The sequence below is a fragment of the Halosolutus amylolyticus genome (assembly GCF_023566055.1).
GTDB lineage: Archaea > Halobacteriota > Halobacteria > Halobacteriales > Natrialbaceae > Halosolutus > Halosolutus amylolyticus.
The window spans coordinates 1,058,551-1,079,127 of the sequence record NZ_JALIQP010000002.1 but is presented as its reverse complement, the minus strand read 5'-3'; the positions used below and the strand labels follow the sequence as shown (position 1 = coordinate 1,079,127).

General features: G+C 65.5%; 21 protein-coding genes. 11 read left to right on the top strand and 10 right to left on the bottom strand.

Annotated elements, in window-relative coordinates; all coding sequences use genetic code 11:
- Positions 1-20: 20 nt before the first annotated feature.
- Positions 21-599, bottom strand: coding sequence for a cupredoxin domain-containing protein (locus MUN73_RS11760; RefSeq protein WP_250140660.1), 579 nt, complete (start codon positions 597-599; stop codon positions 21-23).
- Positions 600-782: 183 nt separating this feature from the next.
- Complete coding sequence (locus tag MUN73_RS11755) at positions 783-1,610, bottom strand: MBL fold metallo-hydrolase (protein WP_250140828.1); 828 nt, start codon at positions 1,608-1,610, stop codon at positions 783-785.
- A 185-nt stretch (positions 1,611-1,795) separates the two neighbouring features.
- On the opposite strand from MUN73_RS11755, the gene MUN73_RS11750 reads away from it, so the two are divergent.
- Positions 1,796-4,696, top strand: a complete 2,901-nt coding sequence (locus tag MUN73_RS11750; RefSeq protein WP_250140659.1) for an alpha-amylase family glycosyl hydrolase — start codon at positions 1,796-1,798, stop codon at positions 4,694-4,696.
- Between the two features lie 147 nt (positions 4,697-4,843).
- On the opposite strand, the gene MUN73_RS11745 is transcribed toward MUN73_RS11750, so the two are convergent.
- Positions 4,844-6,253: an ATP-binding protein gene (locus tag MUN73_RS11745; protein ID WP_250140658.1), complete on the bottom strand. Its 1,410-nt coding sequence runs from the start codon at positions 6,251-6,253 to the stop codon at positions 4,844-4,846.
- Positions 6,254-6,444: 191 nt separating this feature from the next.
- Here MUN73_RS11745 and MUN73_RS11740 point away from each other — a divergent pair, with 191 nt between their 5' ends.
- Both MUN73_RS11740 and MUN73_RS11735 read left to right on the top strand, forming a co-directional pair.
- Entirely contained in the window at positions 6,445-6,813 is a 369-nt protein-coding gene (locus MUN73_RS11740) for a universal stress protein (RefSeq protein ID WP_250140657.1), read from the top strand.
- 2 nt (positions 6,814-6,815) lie between these two features.
- The gene (locus MUN73_RS11735; protein WP_250140656.1) at positions 6,816-7,376 is read left to right on the top strand and encodes a GNAT family N-acetyltransferase; all 561 of its coding nucleotides are present in this window, start codon (positions 6,816-6,818) and stop codon (positions 7,374-7,376) included.
- 139 nt (positions 7,377-7,515) lie between these two features.
- Here MUN73_RS11735 and MUN73_RS11730 read toward each other — a convergent pair whose 3' ends face one another.
- Positions 7,516-7,974: a universal stress protein gene (locus MUN73_RS11730; RefSeq protein ID WP_250140655.1), complete on the bottom strand. Its 459-nt coding sequence runs from the start codon at positions 7,972-7,974 to the stop codon at positions 7,516-7,518.
- Between the two features lie 199 nt (positions 7,975-8,173).
- On the opposite strand from MUN73_RS11730, the gene MUN73_RS11725 reads away from it, so the two are divergent.
- Together MUN73_RS11725 and MUN73_RS11720 are read left to right on the top strand one after the other, a co-directional pair.
- Positions 8,174-8,638 (top strand): universal stress protein, encoded by a 465-nt coding sequence (locus MUN73_RS11725; RefSeq protein WP_250140654.1) that lies wholly within the window; start codon positions 8,174-8,176, stop codon positions 8,636-8,638.
- Positions 8,639-8,801: 163 nt separating this feature from the next.
- Positions 8,802-10,067, top strand: a complete 1,266-nt coding sequence (locus MUN73_RS11720; protein WP_250140653.1) for a DHH family phosphoesterase — start codon at positions 8,802-8,804, stop codon at positions 10,065-10,067.
- A 12-nt stretch (positions 10,068-10,079) separates the two neighbouring features.
- Here MUN73_RS11720 and MUN73_RS11715 read toward each other — a convergent pair whose 3' ends face one another.
- From MUN73_RS11715 to MUN73_RS11690, 6 genes are all read right to left on the bottom strand, one after another.
- Complete coding sequence (locus MUN73_RS11715) at positions 10,080-10,775, bottom strand: hypothetical protein (RefSeq protein ID WP_250140652.1); 696 nt, start codon at positions 10,773-10,775, stop codon at positions 10,080-10,082.
- Positions 10,776-10,943: 168 nt separating this feature from the next.
- Positions 10,944-11,372: a DUF5807 family protein gene (locus tag MUN73_RS11710; RefSeq protein WP_250140651.1), complete on the bottom strand. Its 429-nt coding sequence runs from the start codon at positions 11,370-11,372 to the stop codon at positions 10,944-10,946.
- 186 nt (positions 11,373-11,558) lie between these two features.
- Complete coding sequence (locus MUN73_RS11705; protein ID WP_250140650.1) at positions 11,559-12,014, bottom strand: DUF7500 family protein; 456 nt, start codon at positions 12,012-12,014, stop codon at positions 11,559-11,561.
- Between the two features lie 22 nt (positions 12,015-12,036).
- Positions 12,037-12,699, bottom strand: a complete 663-nt coding sequence (locus MUN73_RS11700; RefSeq protein WP_250140649.1) for an archaellin/type IV pilin N-terminal domain-containing protein — start codon at positions 12,697-12,699, stop codon at positions 12,037-12,039.
- A 2-nt stretch (positions 12,700-12,701) separates the two neighbouring features.
- Complete coding sequence (locus MUN73_RS11695; RefSeq protein WP_250140648.1) at positions 12,702-13,331, bottom strand: archaellin/type IV pilin N-terminal domain-containing protein; 630 nt, start codon at positions 13,329-13,331, stop codon at positions 12,702-12,704.
- A 2-nt stretch (positions 13,332-13,333) separates the two neighbouring features.
- Complete coding sequence (locus MUN73_RS11690; RefSeq protein WP_250140647.1) at positions 13,334-13,957, bottom strand: archaellin/type IV pilin N-terminal domain-containing protein; 624 nt, start codon at positions 13,955-13,957, stop codon at positions 13,334-13,336.
- Between the two features lie 451 nt (positions 13,958-14,408).
- On the opposite strand from MUN73_RS11690, the gene MUN73_RS11685 reads away from it, so the two are divergent.
- The 6 genes from MUN73_RS11685 to flaJ are packed head-to-tail and all read left to right on the top strand — an operon-like array spanning position 14,409 to position 20,574.
- Positions 14,409-15,506: a FlaD/FlaE family flagellar protein gene (locus MUN73_RS11685; protein ID WP_250140646.1), complete on the top strand. Its 1,098-nt coding sequence runs from the start codon at positions 14,409-14,411 to the stop codon at positions 15,504-15,506.
- A gap of 12 nt (positions 15,507-15,518) precedes the next feature.
- Positions 15,519-15,968: an archaellum stator protein ArlF gene (gene arlF, locus MUN73_RS11680; protein WP_250140645.1), complete on the top strand. Its 450-nt coding sequence runs from the start codon at positions 15,519-15,521 to the stop codon at positions 15,966-15,968.
- Positions 15,969-15,971: 3 nt separating this feature from the next.
- A complete protein-coding gene (gene arlG / locus MUN73_RS11675) occupies positions 15,972-16,439 on the top strand; it encodes an archaellum stator protein ArlG (RefSeq protein WP_250140644.1) in 468 nt (155 codons plus the stop codon).
- Entirely contained in the window at positions 16,436-17,161 is a 726-nt protein-coding gene (gene arlH / locus MUN73_RS11670) for an archaellum protein ArlH (protein ID WP_250140643.1), read from the top strand. The genes arlG and arlH overlap by 4 nt, the downstream gene beginning before the upstream one ends.
- Positions 17,162-18,841, top strand: coding sequence for a type II/IV secretion system ATPase subunit (locus MUN73_RS11665; protein ID WP_250140642.1), 1,680 nt, complete (start codon positions 17,162-17,164; stop codon positions 18,839-18,841).
- A gap of 2 nt (positions 18,842-18,843) precedes the next feature.
- On the top strand, positions 18,844-20,574 hold the full coding sequence (flaJ, locus tag MUN73_RS11660) for an archaellar assembly protein FlaJ (RefSeq protein ID WP_250140641.1): 1,731 nt from the start codon (positions 18,844-18,846) through the stop codon (positions 20,572-20,574).
- Positions 20,575-20,577 lie beyond the last annotated feature (3 nt).

The window sequence follows — 20,577 nt, the reverse complement described above, 5'->3', positions numbered from 1 at the left end:
GGTGCTGGCTCGTCCCAGCGTTACGTTTCGTCGTCCGCGTGGTCCTCCGCGCTCGTGCCGTCTTCGGTCCCGTTCGTGTGGTTCCCGTCGCCGTCTCCGGACCCGACGTCGTCCCCGTCGACGCTCGCGCGAACGCGAAAGACGCCCGTGAACTCCTCGCCGTCCGCGTCGCGACTGCCGTAGAGGTAGTCGCCGGGCGCCCAGAAGAGTCGGTCCCAGCTATCGCCCTCGGGAACCGTCGGCTCGCTTTCGTCCCACATGCACTCGGCGGGGACGTCGATCGGATAGATGGCGTCGACCGCCTCGCCGCCCTCCCAGGTCCACTCGACGGTCGTCGAGGGGTCGATCTCGAACCCCGCGGGGTCGAAGCCGTCACCCGCGGCATCGACGCTGATCGCGACGGGGTCCTCGCCGGTCCGGTCCGCGAGGTCGTACTCCGCGATGACGGTCTCTGCGTCCCGATCGTCCCCGTGGGCGGCGTCGTCCGTCTCGCCGTCCGGATCGCGTTCGTCGGTCGAGTCGCCGTCGTCGCCGAGACAGCCGGCGAACGTGGCGGCCGCGATCGTCGCGCCGAGGACCCGGCGTCTGCGCCAGTTCATACCTCGAACAGGGAGGTCGACGCTCTTGAGCGCCGTGGTTGCGCCACGTGGGTCGATCGCTGGGCCGGCCCTCGGCTCTCCGGTCGGCCTCGTACCCGCTTCATACGGTTTACTGTGCGTCAGTTCCGGCGCAACCGCCTCCCGGATCGCGGTTGCGCCGGTACATCGGTACAGCAATCCGTATCAGTCGAGGACGTACTGCTCGCCGTCGATCGCCAGCGGCTCCGCGAACGCCTCCTCGGCGGGGTAGTAGTGGGCGAGGTGGACCAGTCGCGTCCGATCGGCCCCGAGTTCGTCGGCCAGCGCGAGCGCGCCTTCGCGGGTCATGTGTTTCGTGCCGAACGTTCGCGGGACGCCGTCGGGCCCCTCGTGGCGACCTCCGATCGGGTGGTACTCGCAGAGGTCGGCGGGCACGATGGCGTCGGCCAGCAGGAGGTCCGGATCGGCGAGCGTCTCGCGCGATCGATCGGGAACGTCGTAGCTCGTATCTCCCGTGAGCGACAGTTTGGCCCCCGTTACGGGGTCCTCGACGACGACGCCGTAACAGACCAGCGGCGGGTGGTCGACGGGGACGAGCGTCACGTCGAATCCGCAGACGCGAACCGGTTCGAACGGCGTCGTCGGGTGGACGTCGATCGGATCGAGGTAGTGGTAGTCAGAGCGGACGGTCTCCGCGACGCTCGTCCCGGTCTCGGGGTCGGTCTCGTCGGCGGCGTAGACGGAAAGCGAGTCGAAGACGCGGAAGGCGTTGCCGAGGCCGTCGAGGTGGTCGAAGTGGACGTGCGTGATGACGGCGGCGTCGGGCAGGGGGACCTCGTCCCGGAGGAACTGGTACCGGAAGTCCGGGCTGAAGTCGATCAGGAGCGACTCGCCGATCCGACCGTTCTCGACGTGGACCGAGAACCGGGTCCGTTCGACGCCGCGCTCTCGCGCCGCCTCGCAGGTGTCGCAGTCGCAGCCGACGGTGGGCGTGCCGGTCGTGTCGCCGGTTCCCAGCAGCGTAACGCGCATCGGTGCGGCGGTCACTCCGCCGACTCCTCCTGGTCGAGTTCGGTCCCGAACACGTTCCGATCGGTGGTCATATCCGCCGTATCGGGCGGTGGGACGAAAAGGGTGGCGTCGCCTCAGGAACAATAACTATGATGTGTTTTTTCGTCACAAATATTAAAGTGCGGCGCTCGAACACGTGACACACCGTGAACCGACGAACGTTCATCACGACGCTCGCCGCCGCGACGACGGCTTCGGCCTTCGGAACGCCGGCGAGTGCCGATCACCGGACAGACGCGGCGTCGATCGATCTCGAGAGCGGCGACGGCTCCCACCACCCGGGCCCGCCCCGCTTTCTGCACGCGAACGAGGCGATCGCCGACCCGCTCGGTCACGAGACGGAGACGCGGGACAGCCTCGCGCCCTGGAATCCGGACGGGGACGCGACCTACTCGTGGTCGATCGTCGACGCACCGGACGGGGCGGACCCCGACCTCTCGGGCGACGACGTCGTCGCGTTCGATCCCGACGAACCCGGTGAGTACCGCCTCGAACTCGAGGCTCCCGACGGCACCCACGAACTCACGGTTCGGGTCTACCCGGACGATACCGAGGACGATCCGCGTCCGCGCGTCGACCTCGACGCCGAGGTCGTGGGCGGGCAGGTGCTGTTGAACGCTACGGCGAGCGAACCGGAACGGGAGGACGTCATCGGGAGCGACCTCGACGTGGAGTTCGTCGTCGACGATCGCCACCGCGATCGACTCGGCGGACTCGACGGCCCGATCTCGGCCGCCGACATCGACGATCGCGTCCGCGTCCACGCGGTCGCCGTCGGCACCCGCCACTCCGTTCCCGACGCGATCGACCTCGTCCCCGACGGCGACTCGATCACCGTCGAGCACCCCTACGACGTGCCCGACTGGGCCGAGGACGCCGTCGTCTACGAGATCTTCACCCGCCGATTCCCCGACCAGGACGACCCCACGTTCGACACGATCGCCGATCGCGTCGCCCACATGGCGGACCTCGGCGTCGACGCCGTCTGGATGACGCCGTTCGTCGAGACCGATCGGGGCTTCGGCACGCCGCCGGAGGAAGGCGGCCCCCACGGCTACCACACGGTCGACTACTTCTCGACCGATCCCGACCTCGGGACGATGGAAGACTTCGAGGCGCTCGTCGAGGAGTGCCACGAACACGACATCAAGGTCATCTTCGACCTCGTGATCAACCATACGGCCGACAGTCACCCGTTCTTCGAGGCCGCGACCGATCCCGACAACCCCGACCACGAGAAGTACGTCGACTGGTACCGCTGGACGGATCGGGACGCCCTCGAGGCGGAGTTCTACTTCGGCTGGGGCGGCATTCCGAACCTCAACTACGACAACCCCGAGGTGCGCCAGTTCTGTCTCGAGGTGATCGACTACTGGGTCGAGAAGGTCGACGGCATCCGGGCGGACGTCGGCTGGGGCGTCCCCAAGGGCTTCTGGCAGGAGATGTACGATCGGATCAAGCGCCACGATCCGGAGTTCCTCCTGCTCGACGAGACGATGCCCTACGACGTCGAGTACGCCGGCGGCCTGTTCGACGTCCACTACGACAACCACCTCCACGCGGCGCTCGGCGACGCCGCCGACGGGAACCCCGAGTCGATCCTCGACGCCGTCGAGCGCCGCCGCCAGGAGGGCGCACCCGACCACGCGCTGTTCCTCCAGTACATCGAGAACCACGACACCGATCGTTTCCTCGCGAGCCACGACGCCGAGTCCCAGCGCGCCGCCGCCGCGGCGACGTTCACGCTCCCGGGCGTGCCGATGCTCTACTACGGGCAGGAGACCGGCCTCTACGACTGGCGGGAGGCGATGAACTGGGGCGAGTTCGACGAGTACGTGCTCGACTTCTACGATCGCCTCGTCGATCTCTACCACGATCACCCGGCCTTCGGCGCACGGGGCCGACTCGAACGGATCGACTACGAGAGCGAGGAGGACGGGGCGCTCGCGTACGCCCGGTACGACCCCGACACCGACAGGCGTGCAGTCGTCTTCCTCAACTTCGAGACCGGTCCACAGACGATCACCGTCGGCGACTACGTCCACGAGGAGAACCTGCTCTCCGATTCGCCGGCGAACATCGAGTACGACGAGGAGACCGGGACCGCCGCGGTGACCGTCGGGACGGCCGTGGTGCTGGAAGCCGACGAACCCGAGGAATTCGTGCTCTCGAGCGACGCGCTCGTCGAGTGGCCCTCCGAGGAAGGCACCGACCACGGCCCCGGGAGCTACACCTACCCCGAGACCGACGAGATCCCCGAGGGCGAGTTCGATCTCGCGTCCGTGACGATCGAGGAGGGCGACGGCCACTACCGCATCGCCTACGAGTTCCAGAACGAACTCAGCGATCCCTGGAACGGCCCCCTGGGCTTTTCGCACCCGATGATGCAGGTCTACTTCCGGAACCCGGACGGCGAGGCGGGGACGACCGAGGCCCGAACCGGCGTCAACGCCGAGTTCGAGGCCGCCTACCACCACCGCGTCGTCGCCGACGGGTTCGTCGACGAGTTCCAGCCCCGCGTCGAGGACGCCGAGGGCACCCACGTCAGCGACGTCGAACTCCACTACGATCGCACCCAGGATCCGCGGACGATCAGGATGACCGTCCCCGACGACGGCCTCGACTACCTGCCCGAGGGCGAGGGGATGGCGCTCGTGTTCAGCATGGACGGCTACGGCGAGGGCCGCATCCGCCAGGTCGGCACCGACGGCGGCGACTGGTCGTTCGGCGGGGCGAACGGGTCCGACGCGCCGAACGTCATCGACATGGTGACGCCCGGCAACATCGACCAGTCCGAGGCGCTCGCCCACTCCGTGGACGAGGTCGCGACGATTCCGTTCGCCCCGATCGGGGACGACGTCGCGACCGACCCGGACGAGGAGACCGCGGACGAGACGGACGAGGGATCGTCCGCCATCCCCGGATTCGGCGTCGCCGCTGGCGCGGCCGGCGTCGCGGGCGGGGCCGCCTACGCCGCGTCGAACGCGCTCGGCGACGCCGACGAGAGCGACGCCGACGGGAGCGACGCGGCCGACGAGACCGAGTAGTCCCTTCGCGACTCGCGAGTCGGTCCGCCCCACCTACTCGCGATCGGCGCGGTGATCGATAACGACGTCGCGCCCGATCGGAACCCGTCGGCGATCGCAACCGGGTTTCGATCGGATGCGGACGGCGATCGATCGCGGCCGCGAAAATCAGTGATCGTGGTCGTGCGAGTGGTCGTGATCGTGTGGCTCGCCACCATCGCTCGCCTTGCCGAGATCGCCGCCGGCGACCAGCGCGTCGTGATCGCCGCCCATCATGTCCATGTTCTTCAGGGTGTCGCGCTCCTCGAACTCCTCGACGGCCTCGAGCAGGTCGTCCTGGGTCAGTTGCGTCCGGTCCTCGGTCAGGGCCTCCAGGACGGCCTCGCGCAGGACCATCCGGAGGTCGCTGCCGGTCAGTCCCTCTGTCGCGTCGGCCACGAGTTCCGGATCGAACTCGTCGATGTCCATGGTCCGGGTGATGACCCGGAGGATGTCGGCCCGCATGCCGTAGTCGGGCTTGGGGAAGTTGATGATCTCGTCGAAGCGCCGCCAGGCCGCGTCGTCTAGCTGGTCGGGGTGGTTGGTCGCGCCGATGAGCAGGACGTCGTCCTCGATCAGCGAGATGTTGTCGATGCTCTTCAGGAGGGTGTTGACCGCGCGCTTGAGGGCGGCGTGTTCGTCGCTGCTCCGGGTCTTGGCGACGAAGTCGAACTCGTCGATGAACAGAATGCACGGCGAGAGTCGCTTCGCGACCTCGAACGTCTTGTCGACGTTTTTCGCCGTCTCGCCCAGGTACTGCGAGGTGATCATCGACAGTTTGACCTCGACGAACGGCAGGTCCATGTCCTGGGCCAGCGCCTGCGCCGTCGACGTCTTGCCGGTCCCCGGCGGGCCGACGAACAGCAGCTTCCCGATCTCGCGCAGGCCGATGTCCTTGAGGTAGTCGCGGTGTTCGATCGCCTTCGAGATCTTGTCGAGTTCGTTCTCCTGGTCGTCGGTCAGGACGAGGTCGTCCAGCGACATCTCGACCTCCTCGGGGGCGCGAACCTCCACGAGGTCGAGCATCTCTTCGTCCTCTTCCTCGTCGAAGTACTGGTTGAGCAGGCCGTCGATCCAGACCCGATCGGCCTGGATCGGCCGGTTCCGATCGCGCGCCGTCTGGTGGTCGACGTCGTACTCGTCGTGCTCGGCGAAGTGTTTCGCGAGCGTCGGGTTCTCGAGCAGTCGCTCCTCGTCGACGCGCTCGACGAACCACTGTTCCGCGAGGTCCTGGTCGGCGAGCGTGATCGTTCCCGAGAACTCGTCGCGTTCGGTGAACATCAGCTCGGAGACGGCCGCCCACGGCTGATCGACGTCGGTCGCCTCGCGCGCGGTACTGTTGGTCACCGAGAGCGGACGACTGATCCCGGCGGGTCGGTGGCGCTCACCGCCGCTCTCGCTCTCGTCGTCGTCGACACCGCCGGTCCAGTACACCCGGCGGTACGACGGCGGAAGGTCGTTCTCGTCCAGTCGTCTGTCGTCCGAATACACGCTCGTCGTGAGCAGGAACTCGACGACATCGAGCGCCGCATCACTCATTCGGTCAACGTATTCACCACATACCCTTAACGCCGTCGTCACGCGCAACGCGTGCGCCAGCACGGCATACGATCGGCTGTCGTGGTCCCCGTGGCGACTCGACGCGGGCGGCTCGATCGCCGATCGATCGGCCTCCTGACCCGGGGACGAACGGCACAACGGTTTTTGTCCCTTGGCTCACACGCGTATACATGAACGTGTTGCTGGGGCTCGCGGGAAGCGACGAGTCGGTCACGGCGCTCCGTCGGACGATCGAGCGCACGACCGAGGCCGACGACGACCTGTCCGTTGCCGTCGTCCAGAAACCCGAGGCGGACCGCTCGCAGGACGAGATGTATCGCCAGGCCGACGAACTCCTCTCGTCGGCCGGGGTCGAGGCTTCGATCGAACGCCTCGACGGCGACCCAGGCAGTGCCCTCGTCGATTACGCCGAACAGGGCGAGTTCGATCAACTCGTCATCGGCGGCGGGACGCTGTCACCGATGGGGAAAATCCAGCTCGGCCCGGTCACCGAGTTCGTCCTGCTGAACTCGCCGATCACGGTCAAACTGGTCCGATAACCATGCCTGGTTCGCGTCAGTACCCCGACGACCCGTCGGGTCCGTTCCCCTCGCCGCCGACGACGTTCGAGGACGGCGACGGCCGATCGATCGAGGTCCGCGCCCTCGAGGTCGAGGAGGGCCTCGACGACGTCGTCGACATGTACGTCCAGTTCGATCCGGCCGACCGCGCACAGGGGATTCCGCCGACCGGCGAACAGCGCATCCGAAACTGGCTCGAGGCGATCGGCGAGGATAGCGTCACCGTCGTCGCGCGCCACGACGGCGACGTGATCGGCCACGCGATGCTCGTCCCCGACGCCGACGATCCGTCCCTGATCGAGGAGAACGACGACGTCGAGTGGGAACTCGCGATCTTCGTCCTCCAGGAGTACCAGCGGGCCGGGATCGGCACCGTCCTCCTCGAGAACCTGCTCGGCCACGCCAGCGACCGCGGCATCGATCGCGTCTGGCTCACCGTCGAACGCTGGAACAACCCGGCGATCGCGCTCTACCGGCGCGTCGGCTTCGAGGCGACCGGCACCGAGAGCTTCGAGCAGGAGATGGCGATCCTGCTCGACTGAACCGTTCTCATCCGGGGAATCGACTCGCACGCGGTTCGAAATCGCTGGTCTCTCCTCAGGGGCTTTCGAGGGATCCACACCGATTTCGAGTTACGTTACGCGGCCGGCGAAAGCGGAGAGAACGCGACGACGAACAGACTCAAACGGAGAGTACTGGCTGGCTCGCGTACGAGAGGACGTACTCGGCGGCCTTCTCGAGGACCTCCGCGGAGGTCCCGGTTACCGGTTCGCGCGGGAGGACGATGAAGTCGGCGTCGATCGCGTCGGCGGTGTCCAGGACGACGTTGCCGGGGTGGCGCGTCTTTCGCGTCTGGGAGAAGCCGTCGTCGACGGCGGTCGACAGCGGGACGCCGCGATCGTCCGCGACGGCACTGATCTCGTCGAAGAAGTCCTGGGTGGTATCGGCTACGTCCGTCTCGTCGACCGTCCCGGCGTCCATCCCCTGGACGACGCCGCGACCGAGCACGTACAGCACGTGGACGGTGGCGTCGTAGCGATCGGCGACGGCGACGGCGTACTCGACGGCGGTAGCTGACTCGTCGCTCCCGTCGACCGGTGCGAGAACGGTGTCGACGGTGAACGGCTCGCTGGCGTCCATACGCGCCTGTGCGTGTTCCGCTCTCAAAAAGGCTCCCCACCGTTCCCGGTTCGTCCGGCGATCGGGTCCCGCCGATCTCGCGAATCGATCGCGGCTCGCGCCGGGTCGATGCCACCGATCCCCGTGTGGCGACGGCGGTACGTTCGCCGATCGGGATCGATCAGGGGTGTTTAAGCGGTCACGGGCGCAATTCCCGCCCATGTTCGATACGGTCGTCGTCGCAACGGACGGCTCCGAGAGCGTAAAACGGGCCGTCGACGTCGCGTTCGATCTCGCGGGCCGCTTCGAGGCCGAGGTCCACGCCCTCTCGGTCGTCGACGCGAGCGAGGTCGACGCCTCGCCCCAGCAACTGCGCGAGGAACTGCGGACCGCGCTCGAGACCACCGCCGACGCCGCGCTCGCGACGGTCGAGGAGCGAGCCGATCGGGAGGTGACGACCGCCGTCCGGGAGGGCCGACCCGCGGCCGAGATCTGTGAGTACGCGCGGGAGATCGACGCCGACCTGATCGTGACCGGAACCCGCGGTCGCCACGGTGAGAACCGCCTCCTGCTCGGGAGCGTCGCCGAACGGATCGTCCGGACCTCGCCAGTCCCCGTCCTGACGGTCCGGCAACTCGAACCCGCGGACGAGGACGCTGCCGACGGGGCGGCCGCCGACGCCTGAACTATCGTAGCTCCTGAAAGTCATTGCACACCTGGTCGCACGATAGCGTAGCGATCAGTGTGTAAATCGTTTCGGTGGCTACTACAGGACGGCGCCGACGGTCGCGGACGGCCCGACGGCGAAGACCGGCGGTTACTTCCCCGCCCGGACCACAGGACGTTCCATGGACGAGGAACTCATCGACAGCGGCGACTTGCCGATCGCCCGCAAGTCCGTGCTGCCGGGCACCGGCTTCTTCCTGCCGGACGCGCTCGAGGAGGACATCGAAGACGAGCAGACCGAAGCCGCACTCGAGGGGGCCGAGGTCGCCGTCATCGCCGACCCCGACGCCGACGGACTGGCCTGTGTCGCCCTGCTCCGGGAGGCCTACGACGACGTCACGAACGTCCCGGAACCGGACGACGAGGCGGCCGGCGACGACGCCAGCGCGGAGTCGACGAGCACGGCCGACGCGGCCGACGCGATCGACGACGCCGAGGAACCCGCGATCCTCGCCGCCGACGCCGACGATCCGCTCGAGGCCCCCGAGCCGACCCCCCACGAGGTCGCGCTCGTTCCGGCGAGTCCCCACGACGTCGAGGACGCGCTGGCTCGCGTCGCCGAGTTCGGCGACGAGGGAATCGATATCTACGTCTGTGATCTCGCACCGGACCGGTACGAGTACGTCGCGGAGGAACTCGAGGCGGCCGTCGAGACCGCCTCCGGGGTCGCGTGGTACGACCACCACCAGTGGGACGACGCGGTCGCCGAATCGGTCCGCGAGGCCGGCGTCGACCTCGTCGTCGGCGACTCGGACGAGGAGTGCAGCGCAGACGTGGTCTACCGATCGCTCGACTACGACTTCTCCCCGGTGTACGAGGAACTGGCCGCCGTGACGCGTGATCACGACCTCTGGCTCCGGGAGGACCCCCGGAGCGACGACCTCGCGGATTACGCCTACTGGACCGATCCCGCCGAGTACGTCGAGGTCGTCCGCGAGTACGGCGTCGACCTGCCCGAATGGGCCCAGGAGTTCATCGAGGAGCGTCGCGTCGAGAAACAGGCGCTCATCGATCGGGCCGTCGGCCGCGCCGAGTTCCGCGAAATCGGCGGCTACACGGTCGGCGTCACCTACGGCCGCTGTTCGCAGAACGAGGTCGCCGAGGCGATGCGCGAGGAGGGTGCCGACGCCTCCGTAATCGTCAAACCCGCCGGCTCCGCGTCGATCCGGGGCACCGACGAATTCGATCGGTGTCACGAGGTCGCGGGGAAAGTAAACGGCGGCGGCCACCCGAAGGCCGCGGGCTGCAAGCCCGACATCTACGACGACATGCTCGACTACGCGAACCACTGGACGACCCGCGGGTCGGTCGCAAAACAGGTCATCCTCGACGCATTCCGGGCGGTCGTCGACGAGGAATCGGACGATTCGACGGCCGCCGAGGAGTAGGTAGCCGATTCCTTACTGCCGCGAGGCCATGTACCGAAGCACGAGCTGCAGGACGTGGACGAACACCCCGGCCACGGCGATGTAGACGCCGATCGTCTGGAGGCCGATCGAGGCGTCGCGCCGATCCCGGACCTGCCAGATCTCGTAGCCCAGTCGGAGCAGGAATCCGAGGAAGATCAGGACGAAGCCGACCAGCAGGACCGGCTGGACGAACGTCCCGACGAGGACCGCGACGATGCCACCGATGAACGAGAAATTCGCGTAGCGGCCCCAGCTTTCGAACGTCTTCGATCGGGCGTAGACGTAGCCGGCGATGACGGCGGTCAGCAGGGCGGTGACGATCGCCGTCACGCCCAAGATCGTCAGGTGAGCCTCTCGCGGCGCGAAGCGCAACACGCCGGCCCCGAAGATCCCGAAGGCGAGTTGCAGGATGACCATCCCGACGAACGCAATTCCCATGTCACCGTTCGTGACGCCGCGTTCGGCGACGAATTCGCCGGCCATGATCGCCGCACCGTAGACCAGCACGCCCACGATCGGGATCGAGAACAGGTAGGCGTTGACCTGCTGGAGCGGCGTCGTGACGATCACGTACATGAGGGCGACGTTGATCGCCATCAGGATGCTCGCGCCGCCGATTACCCGTACGTCTCGGCTCGAGAGGCCGAACCCGCGTCCGGTCTCGTGCGGGGTTTCGAAGGAGCTCATACCCCGACAGTACCCCGTCCGATCGCAAAAGGGTGGTCCCTCGCCCTGCAGCGGGCGGTCGTGACCGCGACGAACGCGGGCCGGATTCGGACGGGCTCCTGCCCGTCAGTTCCGGCGCATCCGCGACCCGTTTGCGGGTGCGCCGGGAACTCGGTACAGGGATCCGTCTCAGGCGTCCGTCGCGTTCCACCGATCGGAGTACGCCGTCCCGCACGCACACCGCGCGTAGGCGTGGATGACGTCGCCGTCGGCGTAGATGCCGCCGACGTCCTCGTTTTGCTCCTCGGCGAACGCGAAGATGAACTGCGGCTGGTGGGGCCCCTCCTCGTCCGCGTCGGGGCAGGTCCCGTCCGTCAGCTCGTCGTCGATCGGACTCTCCTCCTGCATCGCGGTCTTCGCGAACTCCATCGCGCCGGTGCCCGTCGCGGCCTGGAAGGCGCTCCGGCCCCGATCGCCGTCGACGACGATCAGGACGCCGCCGTCGACCCGATCGCCGAACTCCGTGAGTCGATCGTCGTCGACGAACGAGTCGGCGAGAAACAACGCCACGTCGTCCGGGCGCTCCCCTGCGAGGAAGGCCGTCCGTGAGTCGGTCATGCGTCGTGATCCTCGCTCGATGGGGAAAAAGGGCGCGTCATCGGTCGGTCGGGACGGCTCGATCGCGGTCCCGGACTCGATCGCGTCGCTACTCCGCCGATCGTGGACTCGTCCAAAAATTTCGATCACGCCGCATTCCCTGTTCGCCACGCCACCGCCGGCGTGGGTCGCGATACGACTGCCCCGTCAGACCTCGATGTCGGACGCGGCCAGCATCACCCGCAACGCGTCGCCGGGCGACATGTCGTCGTCTAACTGGCCGGCGTACCACGTTAGGAGGTCGACGAACACCTCGCGGACGTCGTTCGACGTCGCGCGGTGGTGTGCGACCTCCCCGTCGGTCTTCAGCGTGATGTCGACCCCGTGGGGCTCGGTCGCCGCGGCGAGGCCCTGCACATCGCGTGCGTGCGGTGCCTCCTGTGCGTGCGCGGACGCCGACCCGGGCTGTGTGAGGCCGCCCGCGTCGATCGCGTCCGCGGGTTCGGCGGTCCCCGCCGCCGAGCCCTCGTCCGCGGCGGTCGGCCCGTCCGATCGGACGAGATAGCGGTTCTCACTGAGTTCGGCGACCCGATCGTCGTCTAACTGCAGTTCGTCGGGGGTGAGAACGCCGTCGTTGTCGTGCGTCGATCGTTGGGGAGTCATGTCACGTGATGGTGGGTGGTGGTTAGACTTCGACGACGGTCTGACCGTCGGCCGTCGTCTCGGGCATCGTCACTCCATAGCTGAACTTCGCACCGGACTGATCAATGAGTTCCACCGTTGCACTGTCGCCTGGATTGAGGTCGGCCGGTTGTCCGTCTCCATCAAGCAGTGGAATAATGAGGTTAATTCGATCACTGGTATCTGTCAGAGAGTTTGGATCTGAGTCCGTGGTTGCTGCAGTCGTAGTGAAGTGAGGTTCGGTTTCAACTTCATCATCTACATACACGGAATCATGTGCAAGCGTCGTTGAACCGCTCTCAGTCGTATATTGGACAGTCAGCGATGTCATGTCTATTACTTCAGATCCGGCTGACTTTTTAACGACCAACTGAAGTTCGTCGAACTCGGAAGTGTCATACGAGGTCGTGTTCGTCGTCCCAGAAGTACCAGGTGCTTCATCTCCATCTGATTGGGTTTCTGCAACAGCGTGTACGACCTCGATTTGATTCGCTACTGCTTGCTGTGTTTCGGTACCCGTGTCTGATGCTTGGCTCTGCAGCGAACCGGCCGTGTTGATCAGAACGCCGGCCGCAATCGCCGCAACCAGCACCATCGCGATGAACACGATGAGCGTCCCAATCCCGACTTGACCGCGATCCTCAGCGGAGTGAATGTGTTCGAACATTGTTAGACCTCCACGACATTTGCACTGTCACTGAATGTCGATGGGACGGTCACACCGTAGCTGAACTTCGCACCAGACTGGTCAATGAGTTTAACTGTCGCACTATTGCCCGGTTCGAGCTCGGCCTGACCAGCGGTATCGGTGATCGGTCCACTACTAGTGAGATCGACACTTAGCTCGATCCGGTCACTTGTGTCGGTCAGTGACGTTCCGTCAACATTGGTATCTGCTAATCCCTCTGTAGCAAATCCACTTCCGTCGCCTGCACCGCCATCGTATTCGACCGTTTCAGAGACCGACTTGCTAGTATACTGAACCGTTAGCGACGTCATGTCGATAACGTCCGAGCCAGCAGATTTCTTAACAACGAGATTGATCTGACTGACTACATTATATGAATCGGCAGTTTCTGTTTCGGCAATGTCTCCATAGGCGTGGACAACTTCAATCTGGTTGGCTACTGCTTGCTGGGTTTCTGTTCCGGTATCAGAGGCTTGACTCTGGAGTGAACCGGCCGTGTTGATCAGGACCCCAGCCGCAATCGCCGCAACTAGGACCATCGCAATGAAGACGATGAGCGTCCCGATCCCAACTTGACCACGATCCTCAGCGGAGTGAATGTGTTCGAACATTGTTAGACCTCCACCACTGCGGAGTCGTCGCTGAATGTGGCTGGGACAGTCACGCCGTAGCTGAACTTGGCACCGGACTGGTCAACGAGTTCGACCGTCGCGCTGTCACCGGGCTGGAGCGCAGTATCACCGGTGTTTGCGAGTACGATATTCAATTCGATCCGGTCGCTAGTATCGGTGAGGGATTCACCAGCATCTGGTGTCTCTGCTAGTCCGGTGGTTTCGAATTGGTCTGCACCAGCACCGGTACTGGAATCGACATACTCGAGCGTATCGGATGTCCCTTCGCTCGTGTACTGGACAGTCAACGACGTCATGTCGATGACGTCAGAGCCAGCGGACTTCTTAACGACGAGATTGATTTCGTCAACCTGGCTTGCATCGGTTGTGCCCGCTTCGTAGTTCGTCACACCGTAAGCATGAACCACTTCGATCTGGTTCGCCACCGCCTGTTGCGTCTCTGTACCTGTATCGGAGGCCTGACTCTGCAACGAGCCAGCCGTATTGATCAGGACCCCGGCTGCAATAGCAGCCACCAGCACCATCGCGATGAACACGATGAGTGTCCCGATCCCGACCTGACCGCGATCGGCATCGCCGTCGTCTCGTGTATGTATCCCTATCATATGCGTACACCCTGCGTGCCCTCCCCGCCAGCTCGATCGCGATCGAGGATCGGTCCCCGACCACAGCGACTGCCGCCCACATGGACGGCACACTCCGGGTCGACGGGCTGGGCCCGTCGCTCCCGCGGTGGGCGTGGCGACGGGACGATCGCAGCGTCCCGTCGAGGGCCGGAGTGAGGCGAGTGCGTTGGCATCACAGATCTGGGGATGCACCCCGGTCGACATATTCCCTAGTCGGACTATCAACGTCCGTATCAGTTCACCCGGCGTATCGAGACTCGACTCACGACTCGAAACGCGGGACGAACTGGCAAGTAGACCTTTAGGAGTGGTGTGATTACTGGGGAGTAGATTCGCAATGAGTGTGCGACGTGTGTCCGGGGAGACGCCGCCCGCGGCGATCGGCGTACGCGAACTGACGTGCCAGGCGGAGGTACCTGCGTAGGCGCATATGGATCTCGGACTCGACAACCTCCGCGAACTCCTCGAAGACTTCCTCGGGAACAGCGGCGGCCGCCGCGGCCGACGGCGCGAACAGCGCCGGGAGGAGGCCGACGATGGGGCCGAGCCCACGGCCGACGCCCAGACCCAGGACGTGTCCGCGGCCGAGGCGGCCGCAGAAAGCGGCGACGAGGAGGCACAACCGGACGAGTCGACCGAGTCCGACGGCGGCTCCGGCGGCCTGTTCGGCAGGGGATCGGGGACCGACGACGGCGAAGACCTCCAGTACCGGATCGACGAGCTCGAGGAGGAACTCGAGGACAAGCAGTCGGAACTCGGTGCGCTCCGGGACTCCCAGGAGCAGGTCTCGAGCCAGGTCGAGGAGATGAACGACACGGTGCGGCAGTTGCTGGGCGTCTACGACCAGCTGACCGACGACGTCAACCCATTCACCGGCGAGGGCGAAGCGGAGGGCGGGTTCGGCGTCTTCGGCGAGGACCGGACCGAACCCGCCGAGACCGGCTTCGGCCTCGAATCCGACGGGCCGGACACGGGACGTGACGAGACGGTCTCGTTCGACGACCTGAAGGGCGTGATCGAAGACGCGGCCGAAGCGCAGGCGGCCCGCCAGGACGGCGGGGAACCGATCGCGTTCGAAGACGAGGCGGACGACGACACCCGCGTCGAGGTTCAGGCGACCGAGAGCGTCGATGATCCCGGTCCCGAGGCTGACGTCGACGCCGAGGAGCCGGTCGACGACGGGGCTGGCGAGAGCGACGGAGCCAGCGACGACGGCGACGTGACGCTCACGACGCTCGCGGACACGTACGCGACCGACATCATCGTCTTCGAGTGGCTCACCGACCTGGTCCGGACGGCCGGGCCCGCGGCCACGTTGCGTGCGATCTCGTACTACGCCGAGATCGGCTGGATCGACGAGGAGGTCAGAGCACAGCTCGAGGCCGTGCTCAGCGGTCCGGACCTGGATATCCACGTCGATCCGGGACAGGTACCCGACGAGCTGACCGCCGAAGATCACGCCGACAGTTACACGTACATCATGAAACTGAACGAGATCCACGAGACCAGACAGGAAGTCGACCCCTGACGGTGATCGATCGTGGGATTCAGCACGAGCGGCGCGGTCGCGATCGTCTTCGTCGGCATGCTCGTCGCCGTCGGGATCGCCTACCCGGCGGTCCAGACGGCACACGAGGAGCGATCGGCGTCGATCGACGACCGGGACGATCGCGCGCTCGAGATCAGGAACACCGCGATCGACGCCGGCAACGTGACCTACGACGGAACCGCGGACGAACTGACCGTGAACGTGACAAACACCGGTTCGACGACGCTGTCGGTCTCGGAGACGGACCTGTTGATCGACGGCGTCTACCGATCGACCGACGACTGGACCGCCACGATCGACGGGACCGCGGACCGCGACCTGTGGCAACCCGGCGAACGGCTGACGATCGAGGTCGAGAGCGTCGCGGACGAACCCGCGCGGGTCAAACTCGTTACCGAGCACGGGATCGCGGCGACGGTGACCGAAATCGAGGAGGTGTGACGCGTGGCGAGTGAATCCATCTCGAGTCTGATCCTGTTCATCGCGGCGATGCTCGTGGCCGCCAGCGTCGCGGGCGTGCTGGTGACGAACGTCAACGACATCAGCAACTCGATCGACGCCTACAGCGGTGACGTCGCCGACAAGATCGACACCGACGTCGAGATCATCAGCGATCCGGGGAGCGACGCGGTGTACAACGCGAGCGGCGACGAGAACGTCACGCTCCTGGTGAAAAACACCGGCCAGAAGACACTTGCCGGTGACGGATCCGACCTCGATATCCTGCTCGACGGCGAGTACGTCGCGACCGACGTACTGACGACGACGGTCCCGGTCGGCGGCGGCAACGACCCGTGGCGACGCGGCGTGGTCGCCGAACTCGAGATCGATCGAGCGCTGGAAATCGGCGCACACCGGATCGTCATCGACGCGAACGGCGACAGGGAGGTGTTCGAATTCTACGTCCCATGACGGAGTACCTATCAATCGGACTGAGCGGACGGGATCGCGTGAACAACGCTATCGGCGGCGGCCTTCCCGAGGGGAGTATCGTCCTCATCGAGGGCGAGGACGGCGCGGGCAAGAGCGCCCTCAGCCAGCGGTTCTCCTACGGGATGGCCACCGAGGACGCGTACGTCGCCTACATCTCCACGGAACTGGAGTCGTGGGAGTTCGTCCAGCAGATGCACTCGCTGTCCTACGACGTGGTCGACCTGCTCCTGGGGGAACAGCTGCTGTTCCTGCACGCGGACGTCGACACGCACAACGAGGGGGCCAAACGCCAGCTGCTGGCACGCTTTGCGGGGGCCGAGACCCTCTGGAACGCGGACGCGGTCTTCGTCGACACGCTCTCTGCACTCCTGCGGAACGACCCCAACTACGAGGCCGTCTCCGACGAGGACGGGGATCACGTCATCCAGCGGCTCGTCACCTTCCTGCGGCAGGTAACGATGCAGGACAAGACGGTCGTCCTGACGGTCGACCCAACGAGCGTCCGCGACGACGCGTTGCGCCCGCTTCGCAACGTCGCCGACGTCTACTTCCAGCTCGAAACGAGCCAGGTCGGCCAGGAAATCAGGCGGAACATCCTCGTGCGGCGCTTCCAGAACATGAAGACCCCGGTCGACGACTCGATCGGGTTCAGCGTCCAGCAGGGACGCGGCGTCTCGATCGTGAGCAGGACGGTGGCCTGAATGTCTGACTTCGGCACTTCCTCCCTCGAGAACGATCTCGCGGCACTGGCGGACGAGCACCCACACCTCGACGAACACCTCGAGTGGTTCTACGAGGAGCACAACGAGTACCCGAAGCTCATCGACGAACCCTCGAGCGAGTGGGAATCCGATCGGCCGAACGTCATCTACGAGGCCGAATCGCCCATCTTCTGTCACGTGCACGGTGATCTCGGGATCAGCACCACCTACTACTGCGTCGAACCGACGCTCGAAGATCAGGACAAACAACTGTACAACAGGATCCGCCAGCGCATCCTGGACAAGAGCGTCACCCGGCCCGCGCCCGGCAACAGCGAGGAGTTCGAGGAGCACCTCGACGAACTGCTGGACGAGGTCGTCGAGGTCACCTCTGGCATTACGGGGCAGTCGATCGGTCGCCTGAAGTCGTTCGGCACGTCCAGAATTTCGCTGTCCCGGGACCAGTTCGATCGGCTCCGCTACCAGCTGCAGCGGGACATCGTCGGGCTGGGACCGCTGGAACCCGTGATGACCGATACGGCCAACGAGGACATCCACGTAATCGGTCCCAAGCAGTGTTACCTCGATCACGGCACCTACGGGATGATCGCGGCGACGGTCGACTTCGGGACGCCGGAGGAGTTCGAACAGTGGCTGCGCAACATGGGCGAGCGGATGAACCACCCGGTGAGCGACTCGGACCCGGTGATCGACGCGACGTTACCCGACGGCTCGCGTATCAACATCATCTACTCCGACGACGTCTCCGTGCAGGGGCCGTCGCTGACGATCCGTCAGGGCGAGGAGATCCCGCTGTCGGTGTTCCAGATCACGAAGTGGGGGACCCTGAGCCCCGAACTCGCGGCCTACCTCTGGCTGTGTCTCGAGAACGAGCAGACGGTGTTCGTCGTCGGAGAGACGGCCTCGGGGAAGACGACAACGCTGAACGCCGCGCTGTCGTTCATCCCGCGGGACGCGAAGATCTACACCGCGGAGGACACCGCGGAGGTCGTGCCGCCGCACGACACCTGGCAACAACTCCTGACGCGCGAGGGCTCGGGCGACGAGAGCGCCGACGTCGACATGTTCGACCTGGTCGCGGCGGCGCTCCGATCGCGCCCGGACTACATCATCGTGGGCGAGGTTCGCGGGGAAGAGGGACAGATGGCGTTCCAGGCGGCCCAGACGGGCCACCCCGTGATGTTGACGTTCCACGCCAGCGACATCGTCTCGATGATCCAGCGCTTTACGGGGAACCCGATCAACGTTCCGGAGACGTTCATGGACAACTGCGACGTTGCGCTGTTCCAGAACCGGGTCAAGCAGGGTGACGACGTCCTCCGTCGGGTGACCTCGGTCCAGGAGATCGAGGGCTACTCCGACTACGAGGGCGGCGTCGTCACCCGGCAGGCGTTCAAGTGGGACCCGCGAGACGACGAGGTCGTCTTCACCGGCCGGAACAACTCCTACGTCCTCGAAGAGCAGATCGCGACCCTGCTCGGCTACCAGGACACCCGGGAGATCTACGACGAACTCGATCGCCGGGCGGAGATCATCCGCCAGCTCATCGACGCCGACGTGCTGGGGTACCACGAGGTCAACAGGGCGATCGCCGACTTCCAGCGCGACGGGCTGCAGGGTCTCCCGATCCAGATCCGCGGTCTCGACCAGTTCGCCTGACCATGTCGACACAGTCCCAGTCCGCGCCCGACACGAGCGCCCGATCGGTACTGAAAGCGCTCGCCAGGGCGTACGCGAACATGGAGATGCCCGTCGGGCGCTATCTCTTGCTCGTGATCGCCCCGTCGATCGGGTTCTTCTTCGCGGCGATCGCGATTCCGATCGCGCTGGGACTCCCGTTGATGGTCGTCGGCCCGGCCGTGCTGCTGGGGCTCCTGGCGATCGTCATCGCCGTCATCTACCCGAAACTCGCGCAGGATCGCAAGCGAAAGCAGGTCCGCCAGCGATTCCACCTCTTTCTGACCCACATCACGGTGCTCTCGATGACGAACATCAACCGGGTCGAGATCTTTCGGACGCTGGCGGAAGAAGACGAGTACGACGCGCTGGCCGAGGAGATGGGGCACCTCGTGGCGATGGTCGACACCTGGAACCAGAGCCTGGACGACGCCTGCCGAATGCGGGCCAGACAGTCGACGAGTCCGCTCCTGTCGGACTTCCTCGAGCGCCTCGCGTACACCGTCGGCGGCGGCCAGCAGATCGACGAGTTCCTGATGGACGAACAGGACACGATCATCCAGCAGTTCGTCACCCGTTACGAGTCCGACCTGGCGAAACTCGACGTGATGAAGGAACTGTACATGTCGATGATGCTGTCGGTGGCGTTCGTGCTCGTGTTCGCGATCGTCCTGCCGATCCTGATCGGGACCAGTCCGACGCTGTTGATCGGCGGGACGATCGTCCTGTTCGCGATCGCCCAGGCGGGGTTCGTCTACGCGATCCACGTCGTCTCGCCGTACGATCCGCTCTGGTACATCGAAGAGACCGCGGGCCCCGGGCCGCTCTCGCGGATCCCGCGAGCGCTGGCGATCGGCTGTGGGACGAGCCTCGTGCTCGGGGTCGCCGTCTTGCTCGTCCTGCTCGGCTTCCTGCCGATCGCGCCCGATCGCGTTCCGCTGCCGGTCCTCGCTGCGATTCCGGTCACTCCGCTGTTGCTCCCGGGCTGGCGGATGCGCCAGGAAGAGAAGCGGGTCAAGGTTCGCGACAGCGAGTTTCCGAGTTTTATCCGCGCACTCGGCTCCGTCGAGAGCGTCAAACAGACGTCGACGGGAAGCGTTCTCGAGAGCCTGCGCCGGAAGGACTTCGGGGCCCTGACCGAGAACGTCGACTTCCTCTACAGACGGCTCAACATGCGGATCGACAACGTCCGATCGTGGCGCCTGTTCGCCGCCGAGACGGGATCGTACCTCATCCAGAAGTTCGGCGACATGTACGTCGTCGGCCGGCAGATGGGCGGCGATCCGAAAGTGCTCGGGCAGGTCATCAGCAAGAACCAGAACGAGGTGCTCAAGGTCCGCGAGAAACGCCAGCAGGCGACGACGACGCTGATCGGTGTCCTCTACGGCATCACGGCGTCCTCGGTCTTCGCGTTCTTCATCGGTCTCGAGATCGTCGACGTCATGATGACCGTGACGGCAGAGATGGACTTCGATCAGGCCAACGCGGGAATGGGAAGCCAGTTCCTGAGCACCGAACAGTACAACCTCCAGGCGATCGAGTACCTGCTGATCATCACGATTCTCATCAACGCGATGCTCTCCTCGATTATGATCCGGCTCACCGATCGCGGGCACATGATCAGTAGCCTGGTTCACTTCGTGTTCCTGACCTGGCTCGGGGCTACCGTCGCCGTGGTCACACAGTACGTCGTCGACTTCGTCATCAGCGTCTAGTGA

What these genes read in the sequence shown, in the direction of transcription:
- MUN73_RS11745 (WP_250140658.1), bottom strand. Translation starts at nt 6,253, where the DNA reads ATGAGTGATGCGGCGCTCGATGTCGTCGAGTTCCTGCTCACGACGAGC.
- flaJ (WP_250140641.1), top strand. Translation starts at nt 18,844, where the DNA reads ATGTCGACACAGTCCCAGTCCGCGCCCGACACGAGCGCCCGATCGGTA.
- MUN73_RS11740 (WP_250140657.1), top strand. Translation starts at nt 6,445, where the DNA reads ATGAACGTGTTGCTGGGGCTCGCGGGAAGCGACGAGTCGGTCACGGCG.
- MUN73_RS11685 (WP_250140646.1), top strand. Translation starts at nt 14,409, where the DNA reads ATGGATCTCGGACTCGACAACCTCCGCGAACTCCTCGAAGACTTCCTC.
- MUN73_RS11730 (WP_250140655.1), bottom strand. Translation starts at nt 7,974, where the DNA reads ATGGACGCCAGCGAGCCGTTCACCGTCGACACCGTTCTCGCACCGGTC.
- MUN73_RS11690 (WP_250140647.1), bottom strand. Translation starts at nt 13,957, where the DNA reads ATGATAGGGATACATACACGAGACGACGGCGATGCCGATCGCGGTCAG.
- MUN73_RS11700 (WP_250140649.1), bottom strand. Translation starts at nt 12,699, where the DNA reads ATGTTCGAACACATTCACTCCGCTGAGGATCGCGGTCAAGTCGGGATT.
- MUN73_RS11760 (WP_250140660.1), bottom strand. Translation starts at nt 599, where the DNA reads ATGAACTGGCGCAGACGCCGGGTCCTCGGCGCGACGATCGCGGCCGCC.
- MUN73_RS11695 (WP_250140648.1), bottom strand. Translation starts at nt 13,331, where the DNA reads ATGTTCGAACACATTCACTCCGCTGAGGATCGTGGTCAAGTTGGGATC.
- MUN73_RS11705 (WP_250140650.1), bottom strand. Translation starts at nt 12,014, where the DNA reads ATGACTCCCCAACGATCGACGCACGACAACGACGGCGTTCTCACCCCC.
- MUN73_RS11710 (WP_250140651.1), bottom strand. Translation starts at nt 11,372, where the DNA reads ATGACCGACTCACGGACGGCCTTCCTCGCAGGGGAGCGCCCGGACGAC.
- arlH (WP_250140643.1), top strand. Translation starts at nt 16,436, where the DNA reads ATGACGGAGTACCTATCAATCGGACTGAGCGGACGGGATCGCGTGAAC.
- MUN73_RS11720 (WP_250140653.1), top strand. Translation starts at nt 8,802, where the DNA reads ATGGACGAGGAACTCATCGACAGCGGCGACTTGCCGATCGCCCGCAAG.
- MUN73_RS11735 (WP_250140656.1), top strand. Translation starts at nt 6,816, where the DNA reads ATGCCTGGTTCGCGTCAGTACCCCGACGACCCGTCGGGTCCGTTCCCC.
- MUN73_RS11715 (WP_250140652.1), bottom strand. Translation starts at nt 10,775, where the DNA reads ATGAGCTCCTTCGAAACCCCGCACGAGACCGGACGCGGGTTCGGCCTC.
- MUN73_RS11755 (WP_250140828.1), bottom strand. Translation starts at nt 1,610, where the DNA reads ATGCGCGTTACGCTGCTGGGAACCGGCGACACGACCGGCACGCCCACC.
- MUN73_RS11725 (WP_250140654.1), top strand. Translation starts at nt 8,174, where the DNA reads ATGTTCGATACGGTCGTCGTCGCAACGGACGGCTCCGAGAGCGTAAAA.
- MUN73_RS11665 (WP_250140642.1), top strand. Translation starts at nt 17,162, where the DNA reads ATGTCTGACTTCGGCACTTCCTCCCTCGAGAACGATCTCGCGGCACTG.